Annotated in this window: 11 protein-coding genes; 7 read left to right on the plus strand and 4 right to left on the minus strand. The window is 55.8% G+C overall.

Annotated elements, in window-relative coordinates; translation table 11 throughout:
- Positions 1-26: 26 nt before the first annotated feature.
- Both AAF358_11485 and AAF358_11490 read right to left on the minus strand, forming a co-directional pair.
- Positions 27-1,004 (minus strand): homocysteine S-methyltransferase family protein, encoded by a 978-nt coding sequence (locus AAF358_11485; protein MEM7706170.1) that lies wholly within the window; start codon positions 1,002-1,004, stop codon positions 27-29.
- 125 nt (positions 1,005-1,129) lie between these two features.
- Complete coding sequence (locus AAF358_11490) at positions 1,130-2,161, minus strand: AraC family transcriptional regulator (GenBank protein MEM7706171.1); 1,032 nt, start codon at positions 2,159-2,161, stop codon at positions 1,130-1,132.
- 383 nt (positions 2,162-2,544) lie between these two features.
- Here AAF358_11490 and AAF358_11495 point away from each other — a divergent pair, with 383 nt between their 5' ends.
- Complete coding sequence (locus AAF358_11495; GenBank protein MEM7706172.1) at positions 2,545-4,995, plus strand: serine/threonine-protein kinase; 2,451 nt, start codon at positions 2,545-2,547, stop codon at positions 4,993-4,995.
- 9 nt (positions 4,996-5,004) lie between these two features.
- Here AAF358_11495 and AAF358_11500 read toward each other — a convergent pair whose 3' ends face one another.
- Both AAF358_11500 and AAF358_11505 read right to left on the minus strand, forming a co-directional pair.
- Positions 5,005-5,613 carry an ECF-type sigma factor gene (locus AAF358_11500; GenBank protein MEM7706173.1) on the minus strand — a complete coding sequence of 203 codons (609 nt, stop codon included), beginning with the start codon at positions 5,611-5,613 and terminating at the stop codon, positions 5,005-5,007.
- A gap of 182 nt (positions 5,614-5,795) precedes the next feature.
- Positions 5,796-6,926: a hypothetical protein gene (locus AAF358_11505; GenBank protein MEM7706174.1), complete on the minus strand. Its 1,131-nt coding sequence runs from the start codon at positions 6,924-6,926 to the stop codon at positions 5,796-5,798.
- 287 nt (positions 6,927-7,213) lie between these two features.
- Between AAF358_11505 and AAF358_11510 the strand changes: the two genes are divergently transcribed.
- The 6 genes from AAF358_11510 to AAF358_11535 all read left to right on the plus strand — a co-directional run bounded on the left by AAF358_11510 (position 7,214) and on the right by AAF358_11535 (position 15,517).
- Positions 7,214-7,990, plus strand: a complete 777-nt coding sequence (locus tag AAF358_11510; GenBank protein ID MEM7706175.1) for a hypothetical protein — start codon at positions 7,214-7,216, stop codon at positions 7,988-7,990.
- 177 nt (positions 7,991-8,167) lie between these two features.
- Positions 8,168-8,566 carry a hypothetical protein gene (locus AAF358_11515; protein ID MEM7706176.1) on the plus strand — a complete coding sequence of 133 codons (399 nt, stop codon included), beginning with the start codon at positions 8,168-8,170 and terminating at the stop codon, positions 8,564-8,566.
- 112 nt (positions 8,567-8,678) lie between these two features.
- Positions 8,679-8,906: a hypothetical protein gene (locus AAF358_11520; GenBank protein ID MEM7706177.1), complete on the plus strand. Its 228-nt coding sequence runs from the start codon at positions 8,679-8,681 to the stop codon at positions 8,904-8,906.
- A 277-nt stretch (positions 8,907-9,183) separates the two neighbouring features.
- Positions 9,184-10,914 (plus strand): serine hydrolase, encoded by a 1,731-nt coding sequence (locus AAF358_11525; GenBank protein MEM7706178.1) that lies wholly within the window; start codon positions 9,184-9,186, stop codon positions 10,912-10,914.
- Between the two features lie 551 nt (positions 10,915-11,465).
- Positions 11,466-12,662, plus strand: a complete 1,197-nt coding sequence (locus AAF358_11530; protein ID MEM7706179.1) for a hypothetical protein — start codon at positions 11,466-11,468, stop codon at positions 12,660-12,662.
- Between the two features lie 254 nt (positions 12,663-12,916).
- Positions 12,917-15,517 carry a M1 family aminopeptidase gene (locus AAF358_11535; protein ID MEM7706180.1) on the plus strand — a complete coding sequence of 867 codons (2,601 nt, stop codon included), beginning with the start codon at positions 12,917-12,919 and terminating at the stop codon, positions 15,515-15,517.
- Positions 15,518-15,800 lie beyond the last annotated feature (283 nt).

Below are 15,800 nucleotides of genomic sequence, written 5' to 3' on the forward strand. Positions count from 1 at the left end.
CCCGATCGGGCCGGCACCGGTTCTGGCTAGGAGGCCTTTAGCCCGATGAGCTCAGAGCTCTTGCCGAGGCAGACGCGTCCGATTGCGCCGACATGGCGGTGATCAGTACCGCAGCATCCTCCGAAAACACGTAGCTTAGGTAGGTACGCCATCAGCTCCTTGTGCTGCTGGGCCAGCTCGAGGGGATTTCCTTCGTCCAGCGTCTCTGCCTCGTCCAACTCAGCATGGCTTTTGCGCGACGCGTTGGTTCGGAGCCCACCAATCCTGCTTCGCCACTTTTCGTTGCTTTCAAGCACCGGTCGAAAGTGGTCGGGGTGAGCGCAGTTGATCATGTAATACGCCGGGCCTCTGGACAGATCTGCGTCCACCTCGTCAATGGCATCGCCAAGCGATTGACCGGAAGGCAGCCGGCCGTCAGTTTCCACCGTAAACGAGAGCACAAGGGGAACACCTCGACGGGCGCAGGCTCGATTGATTCCGATCGCTTCGCCCGTGTGGGTCATCGTGATGGCGCTGATCATGTCAACACCAGCGTGAGCAAAGGTTTCAATCTGGGCGCTGTGATAGTCGGCCGCATCTTGCGGGTCCAGCAGTTCATCGGGTGCATAGCCATCACCATAGGGTCCAACATTGCCGCTGACGACAAACGGTCGGTCATCCTCAAATGCCTCGCGGAGCTCAAAAAGCATCTCGATGCTCTGCTGATTGGCTTTCACGAGATCCTGCTGGCTGTATCCGAGCTGGCTACCCCAGCGTTCACTTGCTCGCCAGGTGGGGCTATCGAGAATCAGCCCAAGGTTCTGCGAACGGGCAACCTTGATGTAGCTCTCGTAATAGAGACGAAGCGCGGTCTGTCCCCAGTCGGATCGCAACAGCGTAAAGGCAGCAAATAAGGGCAAATCCAGGCCGTAGTGGAAAATCATCGTCGTTTCCAGGCCGCCGTCGGTCAGCAGATACTCGTCATTGAGCTGAGGCAGGCAGCGCCGATATTTTGGGTTTTCCATCACTTCTTCTCGCTATTTCTCTGTTCGTTGCTCTAAGTTACTTGCGGCCCAGCAATCCGCGAATGATCGTTGCGCCGCAAATCATGACCAAACCGCCAGCGGTCGATCGGCAAGCTGGCGGATGCTCATGCGGACTTGCGCCAGTCTGCCGGCGATAGACCGGTTCTTCGCTTGAAGGCGCGCGAAAACGCTTCCGGCGCGCTGTACCCTACGCGGTACGCGACCTCTGACGCGCTCAGGCCGGTGTCTCTAAGCAGTGAGGACGCCGCGTCCAGCCGCTGTGCCTGCAGATAGGCGCGCGGGCCGATTCCCATTACGTCGGTAAAGCGGTCCACAAAAGCGGACCGTGACATGGCAACCGAGCGGGCGAGATCCTCAATACGGGGTGGCTCCGAGAGATTCTGATGAATCACGCTCAGCGCCCGTGCGATACGAGGATCGGCTAGCCCTGCCAGCCAACCTTGAGGCTGGGGATGGCGCTCGACATGCGCTCGAAGCGCTTCGATCAAGAGCAGGCGGCACAAGCTGGAAACGAAATCTGCGCCGACGGCTCGCCCGCGCCCGAGTTCGCGAGCGGCCATAGCCATAGATGCCTGAATCCAGTCGCGCATCGGCAGGCTGTCAATATGAATGACCAGTAGCTCCGGCAAGCAATCCAGCAATGGGAATGGTTGTGAGCCCGTCGCCATGAATCCGCACAGCATTCTTGTTGGTGTGCCACCGCCACCGTACCGGATCTGGAGAAGCCCGTCCGGCTCAGCGGGAATCAGTAAATCGTCGCCAGACACGGGCGGCACGCCGGTTTCGCTGGCTAGTACATGCAATGCGTTAGACGGCAGAAAAATAATGTCCCCGCGCGTTGCGCGGCAGTGTTCTCGGTAGCCATCGCCCGCGTCCATCGAGACCAATAGCTCTCCTTCAGTGACGATGTGATACGCAATCACTTGACATGGTTCCATCACCCAAGGCTGACAGTCCTCTTTTGTGACGTGGGCCGAGATGGCCCACGGTGCGGTGAATTCACCCTCGAGGAAGACAGAGCCCTTTAGGTCGAGTGCCCCAATGATCTTCGCCAAGGGGTCGGAAGCCGACGGGTTGCTTTCGAACACGGATTTCATGGGCAGACAGACGTAACGACTGTGGTTTGCTTCTCGCACGCATGTTGCAATTCCTGACTTTTACTGCACTTTCCCGCCCTGCAGAGGCTTGCTTGCGTCCGTATGCCCTCTCGCTTGCTGGGTTTGATCAAGGATGAAGCTAGGAGAGACAAATTGAGCTTGCGTGCGTCTGTGCCCCTGTCGAAACGTTTTTTGATCTGAAAAAGCTGATTGAGTGCATTCTCGAAGTTCTGACAGTTGGCCACGATTTTCCGTCCATTTGGCGCCAAGAGCTCGGCAAAGGCTCAAGACATTTGATGGGTCCACGTAGCTTTCATACGCAATCGAGCTTGATACTCCGTCACGATCAGCGGAACAACAAATCTCTAGGGGGTTTGCCGCGGGTCATCGTCTGACGACGGCGATTATCGGAATAAGCGGCTATGGAAATTGAACAAACTGAATCGGATCTATTGCTTGAGCGAGACCGACGGGTACACGCCGGCCGGCTCCGCAGGCTTTTTGACAGCTACTGGGACGCGGATCCTTCCGACCGAGCCCAGCTGTTTGCCGACGTTGAAGCCATCGATCCGCTGCTGGCAGACCGCCTTAGAGGTTTGATATCGGCTGAGGCGGAGTCACCGGCGGCCAGCGAAACGTCGAATCAAGATCTGGCCGCAGGGCGAGACTTTGGCGCTTATCGCGTCGTTGAACGACTGGGCGCGGGCGGCATGGGGCAGGTATTCCTGGCCAAGCAGGAGTCGCCTGTCCGGCGTCAGGTTGCCTTGAAAGTTATGCCCTGGCACGCCGCGCTTGATCCGGAGCAACGCGCAAGGTTCACCGCTGAGCGTCAGGCGTTGGCGAGCCTCTCGCATCCGAACGTGGCCAACTTCTATGCAGCCGGTGAGACGGATAATGGTCTTGCGTATTTTGCGATGGAGCACGTGGAAGGTCACCATATCGATCACCATTGTGAGGCGCAGTCGCTGGATTATCGGCGGCGGCTTGAGCTGCTGCTGCAGGTGTGCGCCGGGGTCTCCCACGCCCACCGCAAAGGACTTGTACACCGGGATCTGAAACCCTCCAACATCCTGGTGACCACCGATGGCGCTGACCCGCTGGTGAAGATCATCGATTTTGGTATTGCCAAGGCGGCGACCGCAGGACTCCGTCCGGAAACGTTTGAAACGCATGCCGGACGCATTGTTGGCACGGTTAACTACATGAGCCCCGAGCAGGCGCGTGGCAACGAATTGGTTGATACACGAGCGGATGTCTACGCGATCGGCGTCCTTCTCTACCGGCTTTTAACCGGACGAACGCCGTTTGCGTTCCAAACGGGAGAGCTAGCGCTATCCCAGATTTTTCGACGCCTCGACCAGGAGGATCCGAAGCGACCATCCGAGTTGACCTCCGGCCCCGAGCGGGCGTTTCTCCAGGGCGATCTGGATTGGATTTGCAGCAAAGCGGTAGCCCGAAACCCGAGGCGTCGCTACGCTTCCGTGGACGCGCTGGCGCGAGACCTGGAGGCATTTCTTGAACGAAGGCCCGTAGAGGCGAGACCGCCGACTCTCGCGTATCGGTCAGCGAAGTTTATCTCGCGCCACCGTGCGGGGGTTGCGGCCTTCGGATCGATCTTGCTGGCAGCATTGTTTACAACCCTTTGGTCAGTCCACCAGGCCAGACGAGTTGAGGTGGAAGCCAAAACGGCAAACGAGGTCATCACGCTGCTACGAGAAGCGTTTTCTGCCGCGGATCCCAGTCAGGGGCAATCGCTTACGGTGCTGGACGTCCTCGATCAGGCCGCTGGCAATCTTGACGGTTTGGCCACCGAAAACCCGGTTCGGGCCCGCCTTTCCATGGAGCTGGCAGACGTATACATGAATCTTGGGCAGCCAGTACAAGCCCTCGAACTCTGGAACGCGGCGTTAGAACTTGAGCTCGAACGGAACGGCGACGAGAGTGATGGTTCGCGGCGCGCGCTGGTCGGAAAGGCGATAGCTCACAGGGAGCTCTCGCAGTTTGATGACTCAGAGGACGCGCTACGGCGGGTGCTCAAGCTGGAGGAAAAGCTCAACGGCCACAACAGCTCACAGGCACTGCTGGCGCGCAGCAACCTCGCGGCACATTACCTCGCCCAACATCGCCATGATCTGGCGCTGCCGCTGTTTGAGCAGGCCTTCGTGGATTCGCTGGAAATCCACGGTCCGGAGCATGCTAATACGCTTAAGATTGCCGCCAACCTGGCGTTGAGTCTTCGCGACGTTGACCTCGGTCGTGCGATCGATTTGGCTGAGCTTGCATTGAACGGCTTGAATTCTGTACCTGGATCCGACGCCATCATGCTGGTAGGCCTTGAGTACAACCTGCTGACGATGCTCGGGCAGGCGAATCGAATTGACGAAGCCAAGGTTCGAATCTCGGATCTCTATGGCCGAGCAGAGAAGTTGCTGGGGGCGTCACATCCGCTCACCCAATCCATTTGGGAATCCGAGGGGAATTTAGCCCTTGCCTCCGGAGATCTCGATCGAGGTGTCGCGATTCTGGAATTGGCGTTGGCAAAGCGTGTTGAAGAACTCGGGCCAGAGCACCTTCAATCGATTCGCCTTCAGTCCAATCTTTTGTCCGCGAAGTTCGACCGGGGTGACGACCCAGAATTGTTGCGCCCCGCGGTCGACGAGCTGGTTAAGAGAACGCGAGAATTCCTGGAGCCCGACAGCCGGATCAGCATTCAAAGCATTGGATTAGCCATTGAGATCACCCTCGCAGCCGGGCGGGCCGCTGACGCGCGGGCGATACTCGATGGAAACGAACTGCCGGAGGACGTGCGCGACCGTCTGCTTAAGCTCGAGTCCTGGGCTGGTAGCAAGAAAGTCAGCGCAATCAGTCGTTAGACGCCGCTATCAGCTCGGTGTTAGACCATCACCTGCGGCAGGCATACCACCCAGGTGATCGATCAGCCACGCCCTCGCAAAGCGCCAGTCGCGAGTGGCGGTGGCCGTCGAGACGCCGGCAACCTCCGCTGCTTCTTCAAGGCTGAGCCCGCCAAAGTAACGAAGTTCAACGATGTTGGCAGCCCGCTCGCTTTCCTCCGCGAGCTTTTCGACGGCGACACTGAGATCAAAGATTTCGAAATCATTCGGTTCACCGGCGATCCTGGCCTCGTCATAGTCCACGCGTTGCTGATCGCCGCCGCGCTTCTCACTCGCGCGGCGCCGCGCGTAGTCGGCCAGGAGTTGCCTTAGTCCCGTCGCGCAGGCGCCGAAGAAATGTCGTCGGTTTTCAAATTTGTGGGCTGAGCCTTCGAGCTTCAGATAGAGCTCGGAGATCAGCTCAGTCGGCTGCAGCGTCACGGGCGAGCGGCGTAGCCACGAAGCTGCCTGCTGCCTCAACTCGCCGTAGACCCGCCGATACAGCGCTTCCAGGCCATCGCCCTCTTCGGCGATGCGCTGGAGCAATATCGTCACGTCACCGGCTTCGGGCTTTCCTGCAGAGTGTGGACCGTCGTTCACCAATCGCTCCAGTTCGAACGAAGATTGAACCACGCGATTCTTGCTCCCGCAATTGGCGTTCGCTCCAGCGCTTCCGGTTTCCGATGATAAACGGTCGTCTAATCCGTGTGTCGCTCATTCCTATGACCCGCCCGTGCGCACGGCGGGCGGGCTTGGTTTTGATTTAAGCATTCCTCCTGGTGCTACTCGAAGGATGAGGCAAACACCACGTCGATCTGCGCGGGCTCTTCACCCACCCGTAACCCAGCCGGCCCGCCAGCGGTCTCCAGCAGCAGGGGCAGCTGCTCTGGAGAGGTCGACGGAGCCTGCGCGGTCGGAATGATCGCCAGCTCCGGCAGGCCGGCTCCGGCGAGCGCAACCAGGTCGACTCGCTCGCCGGCCTCATACAGACCAAGGTCCGCGCCACCTTTGCTGCTTGGTAGCACCAGCCGGTAGGGTGAGCCGCGGTCCAGCTCCTCCGGTGGCAGCGTCACAGCGATCAGCACTACCGGCGGTTCAGGCACCAGGATGGCGCCTTCGGTGACCGGCGCCGTCAGCCATCCTTGAACCGTATCTTCGGTGTAAACAATCGGTATAGGTTCGAGTGCTGGATCAACAAAGGTGGGTCCGCCGGCTAGAAACGCAGTCTCCCCGGTTTCGACAGCCATCTCCGCGGACAGACGAAGGGACCACTGGCTGTCGGTCGGGAGCTCAAATCGCCAGTTGATTCGCGTCGTGGTGAGGGCCCTAGGTGATCGGGCAATCGAGTCCTGGAAGCTAGCAAAGTTGCTACCGGAAAAGGACGCGCTGATGCCTGAGAAGTTCGGTCCGGTGCCGGTGAATCGCGACTCGGTCTTGAGCCAGGCTAACGCGGATTGGGATAAAGATCCCTGGAATCCGTCAAATTGTTCGACCAAGAAACCCGTAGCGGTATCCTGACTGAATTCCGATATGTCGATCTCGCCGCTGAGTCCCGCATTCAGAACGGTGCTTCGCCGCTGTGACAGGATCTGTGGGCTTGTTGCCAAGAAGAAGTCCAGCTCTGCCTCAAGAAAACAGTTTGCGGTTACCGGTGCAAAGAGGTTTCCAACGCCGGCGCTAAAAGCCAGGAGCAACTCGTATTCACCGGCGGGCAGATCGACAGCTTGATCTCCAGACCAGTCCAAATCAACGTCACCGTTCCAAGTCTGCTCAAAGGCTTGCGATAGGGTCGAGAAGTTGTACAGAGAAACCTCGACGGAATGACACAGGTTTATCTGAGATCGGGCGACGCCTGAGTACAGCGCGGCCGCAAGTAGTGACACGAAAACGTGTATCGGCTTTGTCATTTTCATTGGCGGGTTTTCCGACTGGTTACCGTTGAAAGGACTGCCGAGGTCCTAATCGCACATTGTTGCAGCATGAGTCGAACGCAGGAGCTACGAAAAAAGGCGTTCTGCGTATTCTGGAAAAGAGCCGTAGTATCCAGGCAGCCATGTCTCAAAAAAGTTAGGGGTCGCCGTGCGATTCCGTTTTGCTGCGGCGTTTTAGGGGTTACTGAAACTGAATGATTAAAGCGGAAGCGAGATGGCAGACACGCAAGACGAGAGCTGTATTCTAGCGTACGCAAAGGCCAACGCTGATGAGCATCTACGGGCGTAGGCCAGCTCATCGGCGAGGCCGTGATCCGAGGCTGACCGACAGCCAGGAGCGGGCGTTTTCGAAGGCGATGGACAAGAGCTTTCGTGAAAGCCTTCGATCAGACCCCGGCAGTATTGCGGTGGCGACGACGACAATGGCAGTGAGCTATGCCTTGGTCGCCCGAGCCATTATTCAGGGTGAAATCGGACTACGCTACGTGGTGCTGCCCTGGGTGATCGAGTTTCTAGCGATTATGTGGGTGGGAGTGATTCTCACACGTACCTGGGTGCGCGAGCCGGTATTTAGAGCGATCAGCGGCAGCGTTCGGGTGGCGCTCGGTTGGACGATTGTTTTGGGGCTGCCGTTTTTTGTGCTCCTGATTTTGAAAACCGGTTTCGATGTGACCGCCATGCGCAGCGGCGTCGCCGATGCAATAGGTCGGCTTCTTAGTTCCGGTATGGCATGGGCCTGCGGCGCCGTGCTGCTGGGGCTGGTGCTGGACACCCAGCGCGATGTAGCCGCCTGGCGCCGCGAGGGCGGCACCTTTGTCTGGCCGGCTACGCATCGATTTGGCCTTCGTTTTGCGGCGCTCCTGGTCATGCTTTTTGTTGGATACTTCGGTCTGTGGTTGCTGCTCGCAATCAGCGACGCTGTCGGGCTTGAATTGCTACCGAAAAGTAACTCGCCGGCGTGGCTAGGGTGGGGCTTTCTGCTGGCTACCGATGTTCTGGTGTTGGTTGGCGGCGTCATATTGCATCGACACCTAGGCTCCCAATGAGGCGGCGCACCAAGAATTGGGTTACGCGCCCCGCTTGGTTCCGAAGGTGTCACCGTCTCGGGCTGGAATCTGAACCGTTTAATCAAACGGAGCCCGTTTCTTACCTGTCGTCATAAAGCGACCACGAACCACCTGTGGATTTCACTGAGATCGCGCGTTGTAAGATATACCGGTGACGTGCAGCAATCAGACAACTTACAAATGACTGACCTCGGCACCAAAATAGCGATGGTCCTCTTGGGGGCAGTTGTCTTTGCTTTCGCGACAATGCTCGTGTTGCCCAATGCCTGGCTGTTGGTTTCGGGCCGGGAACAAGTTGCGTTGTGGCATGTGCCGTTTTTTGGTGTCGCCTGGGGCGTAGCCGGATGGATTCCTGGTCGAAAGCTGCCTCGACAGGGATTGCTCAGTGGCTTCCTTGCGGGGCTCCTCGGCGCATTTTTCGTGGCGACGCTTGGTCTTATCAATCCGATTGACAAGACGGCGGTGATTCCATTGGCTGTGGTGCTCCTGGTTGGTGTTTGCCTGGCCGGTACCGGTGGGTGGCTGAGCGGGCTGGCGGCGCGAGAGTCAACATGATTCGATCCTCGTCGGTGTCATGAAAGCCTGCCCAAACTGCGGCAATACACCGATTCGATTCAGTCAATGGAATTCAGGCCTGTCGGCCTTCAGCCACAGCTGCAACGCATGTATGACTCCGTTGAAGGCGAATCGCACAACCTGGGTTTGCTTCTTCGGGACGGGAGCTCTGGCGATTGCGGTTCTCGCGGTCGCTCACCTCTACTTTGATATCACCTTCGAAAGAAAAGGGTTTATGACATTTCTGCTGGCCGCTGTGCCTGTGTTGCTGGGTTCTGGCGCAGCTTACTGGCTCGGCGGCTATGAGTTGGACAACGGTACCGGTGCCGCCAAGGACTGACCCAAGTCTTACTCCAGTTTGAGGTTTGCTCCTGAGCTGAATCCCTAGGATTCAGGATCCTGTCGCTGTGCCGAATGGCTGCTGACGCCGTCAACTCATTGATATTCAGAAATCTTCAGGCTTCTTCACGTGACGCGGGCTGGAAAGGCCCTGCAAGATCTCATCTCGCTCGCGATCGGAGTTGGTTGGTTTGTTGGGGTGGGCAAAACCCTCTGCCCAAACAATCCGAGCTGAATGCGACAAATTCTTGAAAAAGCCAAGCAAAGGAATTGAGTCCATGTATCCAGACAGTTCTAGTAAAGAGGCCGCCGTCACCGAGACATCGATACGACGAGCTTGGTCGATCTGGAATGTCATATCTTTCCTGCTTTTCTGTCTGTCCGGGCTCCAGTTTGCCGTCGCAAACGAAGGCCGGAATTTCGTTGAGGACGAAGGAATGACGAGCGCCGTCCACGAGAACAGCGTTGGCAGGCTCATCTTCACCAACGGTCTCGTTCGACCCAATGAGCAAACACCGAGCCGCTGGCTAGACTCCTTCGTGCTTTCTCCGGACGAAAATCTGGCTTTCACCGCATTTTTCGATGCCTCCCTGACCAATCAATTGCATCAGCTGGATAAAGCGCTCTCACCAGCCGAGCTGGTCAAAATCGGCAACTATCAGTTTTCCTTTTTTATCGACGGCGAACACTTCTACACCGAGCAACTCAATCCGGGTGCCGGGCTCGCGGCCGACAAAAATTCCAACACGGTGCTTATGGGGCCTCTTCACAGCAATCGGCAGGAGGACTACTGGAGCCGCTTTTTGTGGGCTCGGTTTTTCTTCAGGGAAGGCGGAGCAACGGCGTTTGAGGATGGTACACGCCAACTCAGGATTGAGGTTCGTCCGTATCTCCAACAGGGTGATCAGGTTTCCGTGGGAGACCTCATGGCTGAAGGCGAGATTGCACTATCTTTTCCCCAACCTGAAGATTTAGAGATTGCCGACCTGTCGGTTGCGGAAATAGCTCGGCATCCAGATTGGGAGGCATCCGACGCTCCGTTCGATGTCAAGCTCATCAAACAGCTGAAGACGAAAATAGCGCAGCAGCAGTTTCGAAAGATCACGAGTCTTGTGGTCGTAAAAGACGGCAAGCTGCTGGTTGAGGAGTACTTCAACGGTGCGGGTCGCTCAACCTTGCACGACACCCGATCGGTCGGAAAGACCTTTGCGTCTGCGCTGGCAGGGATGGCCATTCAGGATGGCCACATCAAAAGCGTCAATCAATCGCTCAGTGATTTCTATCGGCTGACAGAGTTTGCTAACCCTTCAGCGGCAAAAGAAAACGTGAGCCTCAAGAGTCTCCTGACGATGAGCTCCGGCTTTGCTGGTTCTGACCAGGACTCGGACTCTCCCGGTAATGAAGAAAAAATGTATCCGACGGACAACTGGGTCGAATTCGCGCTCAATCTGCCGATGGATAGCTCCAAGACCATGGGAGAAACCTGGGACTATTTCACGGCAGGCGTCGTCGTGCTGGGTGATGTTCTCCATCAGTCGGTGCCCGGCGGGTTAGAAACGTATGCCGAGAAGCGCTTGTTTGCACCCCTCGGCATCACGCAGCTTGAGTGGCAGTACACACCGCAGGGCGTTGTTAATACGGCAGGCGGTCTGCATTTGTCATCCCTCGATCTGGCAAAATTTGGCCAGCTGTACAAGAACAGCGGCAGTTGGAACGGGACTCAGGTTCTGTCCAGCGGTTGGGTGAAAGATAGCTTCACCGACTATTTTGCTGCCGACGACAACCTCATGGGGTACGGTTATCTTTTCTGGAAGCAGCAATACACGGCCTTAGGAAGCAGCCACGAGGCGTTTGCGGCTTCGGGCAATGGCGGCAACAAGGTATTCATTTTCACGGGGCTGCCGCTGGTAGTTGTCGTTACGGCGACCGCCTACAACGAGCCCTACGCGCACTCGCAGGTTGACAGAATAATGCGAGAATTTGTCCTGCCGGCCGCACTCATTCATTAACACAGTATCTGATGGGCGGGACAGAAGTATGCCCAGTCCCCTCCAGCCTCAGCTTGTGCTTGGCGGCCTCGCGGAAGCCTACAGCTTGGTGACGTTAAGGTCGTGTACCTTCGCGTAGTCGGCCAGCGTTTGATCCGCATCATTGGCAGCGACCCAATGCGCCTTCCAGCGCCGCTCATTTTCCGTCAGTTCGTCCATGGAGATCTGCCTCGCAAGTTTGCCAGCCTTTTCCCGCAACCTGGCCGCGCGCTAGTCCTTTTTCGTTGATCGCCCACATTGGTCTAATGGAATCTTTCGTTTGCGGTACGCCAACTTCGTGTGAACCAAATTTATAGTCCAAATTGCCTGTGATTTGGCGTCGAACGCGACACTACGTTGTAGGCTCAACGGAGTTGACGGATTCCATAACCTTTCATTTTTGATTGGTTGGCTAGTTAATTTGAGATTGGCGTGGGCGGCCGCGGAGCTAGAGAAATAGTCCACAGAATGGACTGTAAATGCGGGCTGTTGGTGTTCCTTGGGCGACCAGCTGGTGAGGTCAGGATTTGTTAATGAGAATATACGCTTTAAAAAAACCGCGGATGCTTAGCGTCGCTGCGATGCTGGGAGTTTTCATCTCGTCTGTCCAACCAAGTAGCGCGGAACGGTCGGACGCTAATCCTAGCTGGGGTGATTCCCTAGCGGCGCAGGTTTCACAAGATTGGGCTGACCCGAAGTATCGAGCTTTTGACTTCTGGATTGGCGAGTGGGAAATGGTTTGGCGTAGTCGGGCTAAAGGTTCACTTCTCTTCGAGCAGAGTGGCGAAGCGATGCACCACCGCGTCTTTTCCGTACTTGATGGTAAAGCAATCATCGAGCTAGCGTGGGATCCAAATGCTGAGCGTAACCGAGCCTCAGGCCGCGGCTTCTCAATTCGGTACTTTAGTGACGACCTCAATCGTTGGGTTATGGCTCAGAACTGGCCACAACCTGGAAATGTCGGGATGGCGTTCACAGACCAGCTTGTCGGAGTCTCTGATCATGGTCGGCAGGTCATGTATTCGACGGTTGTTCAAGAGATTGAGGGCTTGGAGCCGAAAACATTGATCAGACGATACAACTTTGCCGATATCCGTGATGGTGCGTTTCGCTGGGATGGCTCTAGCTCCGAGGATCATGGCGAACGGTGGTCAACCTGGGCGGTTGTCCGGGCAAATAGGAAGCGTTCTCTTGATCCGTTCGGGGCGTCAGGGGAAGCGTGGCCCGACGTTTCCGGTCGCAACCTCTGCACCGGGAGGCCTTACGACCAGCTGGATAAATTTGAGGGGTATTGGCAGGGTACTGCGAGACAAGCTAATCGGAAGCCTATACCGGCGAGTCTAGGTGTCGGCAGGATTCTGGATGGTTGCGGAATTGCATTGTCGATCTCGCGTGCGGATGAGCTTAATGTGCTCAAGTTGCTGTCGTACTCCAAAGCTATGGGCAAATGGGTGATTTACTCCCTAGACGACCGACGCGGCACCACACACCACTACGAGTGGGCGGCAGAGCTAGCAAGCGAAACCGTGTTCTTGCATGCACCGGACTACGCCATTAGGGATGAGTATGTTGCGATTCCCCATGCCAAAACTCCCAATCGATCTCTGGCTAAGAAGAAGTCAAGTTGGTCGGCCTCGGAGGACTTAGGTTTCCGCATGACCGAATACGTGTTCGAAGACTCGCAATGGCAATTCTCAACGGAATACGAGTTTTCTCCCACTGAGGAATGAGTTACCCAGTGTTCGCCGCTGGTCGACGCATCATCGTCCGGTATTTCGAATCGCCTTTCTCAGTTTCTAATTTTTGCCTTCCTCCAATTGGTCTCTCGGAAATCACCGAAACCGGCTCATCCAATCGTGCCTGTTCGCAGCTAAATTTGTCGATGCGGTATTTCGGAGATTACTCGGGTCGCGGGAAAAGCCTACCAGGCATTGGACAACGCTTCCGCAGATTGAGCGACTCAGGGTCGATTGGGAGAGAACAGATGATGTGGCTAAGACGAATAATTGCGCTTCAGGTGTTGGCGATCTTGATCTGCTTAGTGTTCCCATCTGGGGTGGCTCTGTCCCAGACCGGGCCGACTCATAACATACCCGTCACGCAAAGATTGGATGTAGAGCATGTCTCGCTAGATCTTCGGTTTCGAAGCGATGCAAAGGAGGCGGTCGGCACGGCAACGATACGCCTGAGCACCGAGAAACCTGCCTCGACAGTGACGCTCAACTCAGTTGGGTTGGATATTGAATCAGTAGAGATCATTGGACGTGGCCCCGCGGAATTTTCGATCGTTGATTCGTATCAGGACGGCGGCCTCGAAATTGATCTTGGGAGTACCTACCTACCCGGTGAAATAGCCGAAATCCAGATTTCCTATCGAACTACGCGGGTTAACGACACTGATCCCAGTAACATCTGGGGAAGCTACGGTAAGGGTCTACGATTTCTCGGACCTTCGTCCTCGGATCACCGTCGACGTATTCAAATATGGTCCTCAGGTATGCCCGGCTCCAATAGACGTTGGTTTCCATCGTACGATCAGCCGGATGATCTGCGCACGTTCGAAATTATTGCAACCGTCGACGCGGGCTTAACAGCGATTTCCAATGGTCGGTTGGTGGACGAAGTCATTAACAACGACGGGACTAAGTCTTTTCATTGGAGGGAGGCCGTGGAACACCAAAACCACCGATCATCGATCGTCATAGGCAGTTTCGAGAAGATGCAGGAATCCTCGGAATCGATCGTGCTTTACAACTTCGGCTATCCGGATGAAATGGTCGGGGTCAAGGCGAGCATCGATCGGCTATCTGACATGGCAAATTTCATGGAGGAAACCATCGGAACCTCCTATCCGTTTGCTTCGTATTCTCAGGTGTTTGTCCAAGAGCTTCCCTGGGGTTTATCCAACAGTGGCTTGGCAATTCTTACCGAGAATTTTGTTGATAGTGCCGAGGTTCATCGCGATTTCTTGTATCTCTGGGACGACTTAGAAGCACAGAGCCTCGCAGAGCAATGGTTTGGAAATGCCATTGGAACCAAAGGCTGGGAACATACGTGGGTTGCTAAGGGGCTTCCACGATATCTGGCGACCCTATACAACGAAGCCAGAAATGGTGAAGCAGAAATATTGCTATCCAGTTATCACGTGCCCGGTGACCTAGCAACAATCCATAGCGATCAGCAAAACGGTCGTAGCAGCAAAATTGTCCCCGCCAAGGTTACTGATCCAAGCAGCTTCTTTGTGGGAAATGCCTCTGCGATTCGTGCGACCGTAGCACTAAGGACGCTCGAAGGAGAGATCGGCAGAGATGCGCTATTGCGTGCCATAAAGCGATTTGCCAATGAATATCACGGAAAGCTGGTCTCGACTAGCGACTTCGAGCGTGCCGTAGCGCGTGAGGCGGGACAGGAATTGGGTTGGTTCTTCGATCAATGGTTTAGACGCCTAGAATTCCCCGTACTGGAAGTAGCGCACACATATGATCAATCGCGCGGTGTGGCCAGAGTGCAGATCAAGCAACATGTCGATTCGACTGCGAAGGCATTCTTCAGAGGTGCCATGACGCTTGAGTTGGGCGAACGGGTGGAACGGGTGACTCTCGCGCCACAGCACAACAATGAGTTTGAGATAGCCGTAGATCGAAAGCCCGAGTTTCTGAATGCTGATTTCAAGTCGATGTGGTTGGCAAAGAAAGAGCACCGGATGTCGACCACGGAGATGATCAGTCTCGCCAAAAAGAGCAAAGATATTCTCGCTCGAAGTGTGGCTCTACGGGAGCTCGCCAAGATCGCCTCGAACGCCGAGACGGCATCGAACGAGCGTCAGAATATTCTGCAACTCTTCAGCTCCATTTTGGAAAGTGACGAATACTGGCGTCTCAAAATGGTTGCTATGTTTCAGCTTCGACAAGTCTTAAGCGAGAACGGTAATGCGCCCAATGCCGGACTCAACGGTCAGGTGTCCGAAGCTTTAGTGCGAATAATAAACGGCAAAAATAGAGATGAGGCATGGATTCGTTTCGCGGCACTTGGTTGGTTGGGAGAGCTCCGCAATAACACTCACGCAGATTTATATATCAACCTGCTTCGTGATCCTAGCGATAGGGTAATCAACGCGGCAGCAATCGCTTTGGGCAAGAGCAAGGATGCGCGCGCTTTTGGCGAGTTGGTCAGGCTTGAAGCCCACCCATCCTGGAAAAATCAAAGCCGTATCAGCATGCTTAACGGACTTGCTGAGCTTGGCGATATTCGTGGAGTGTCGATTGCAGAACGGGCGCTCATGTCCCTAGGAGATGCTCGCTGGACGCTGATCACGCCTGTTTGGGATTATCGACTCGCCGCGGCGCATACTCTTCGGCGACTTGAGTCGCAGGAAAGGGGGTTTGATTTTGTCTACCGGATGTTTAATCAGGCAGTGAGCGAGAACCATGTCAACGACATGGTTTACAACCTCCATCTGATGGTGGCGTTGGCTGACCCGCGGGCACTAGAAGCAGTTGAGCTGGCCAGGAGTAGATTCGCGGAAAACGACGATGTTCTAAAAGCTATCGACAGCATTGATTCCCAGCTCGACGCCGCGCTTTGAGCGAGACATGGCAAGTTTTGGGATAAACATTGCTTGCTCGCCGACTACCCCCGAACTGGCAACCCATCGCTTATACACGAAGCGCAGACGACTCGAAGCAGGTGTCCCCAATAGGTATGCCGAAAAAGCGCAGCGAAATTCCGGCAAAGCCAAGCCAAACCGAATTGTCCCCAATATCTGATCGCGGTGTGGACCAATAAATAACTAATTTATTGGCCCATCTTTTGTTTGGGCCGATTCGTTATCTTTCATTAACTCGCTGAGTCGGAGATTGATGAAAGGT

Source organism: Pseudomonadota bacterium (genome assembly GCA_039033415.1).
Classification (GTDB): Bacteria; Pseudomonadota; Gammaproteobacteria; order Xanthomonadales; family SZUA-38; genus JANQOZ01.

What these genes read in the sequence shown, in the direction of transcription:
- AAF358_11485 (MEM7706170.1), bottom strand. Translation starts at nt 1,004, where the DNA reads ATGGAAAACCCAAAATATCGGCGCTGCCTGCCTCAGCTCAATGACGAG.
- AAF358_11495 (MEM7706172.1), top strand. Translation starts at nt 2,545, where the DNA reads ATGGAAATTGAACAAACTGAATCGGATCTATTGCTTGAGCGAGACCGA.
- AAF358_11505 (MEM7706174.1), bottom strand. Translation starts at nt 6,926, where the DNA reads ATGAAAATGACAAAGCCGATACACGTTTTCGTGTCACTACTTGCGGCC.
- AAF358_11510 (MEM7706175.1), top strand. Translation starts at nt 7,214, where the DNA reads ATGAGCATCTACGGGCGTAGGCCAGCTCATCGGCGAGGCCGTGATCCG.
- AAF358_11520 (MEM7706177.1), top strand. Translation starts at nt 8,679, where the DNA reads ATGACTCCGTTGAAGGCGAATCGCACAACCTGGGTTTGCTTCTTCGGG.
- AAF358_11525 (MEM7706178.1), top strand. Translation starts at nt 9,184, where the DNA reads ATGTATCCAGACAGTTCTAGTAAAGAGGCCGCCGTCACCGAGACATCG.
- AAF358_11530 (MEM7706179.1), top strand. Translation starts at nt 11,466, where the DNA reads ATGAGAATATACGCTTTAAAAAAACCGCGGATGCTTAGCGTCGCTGCG.
- AAF358_11535 (MEM7706180.1), top strand. Translation starts at nt 12,917, where the DNA reads ATGATGTGGCTAAGACGAATAATTGCGCTTCAGGTGTTGGCGATCTTG.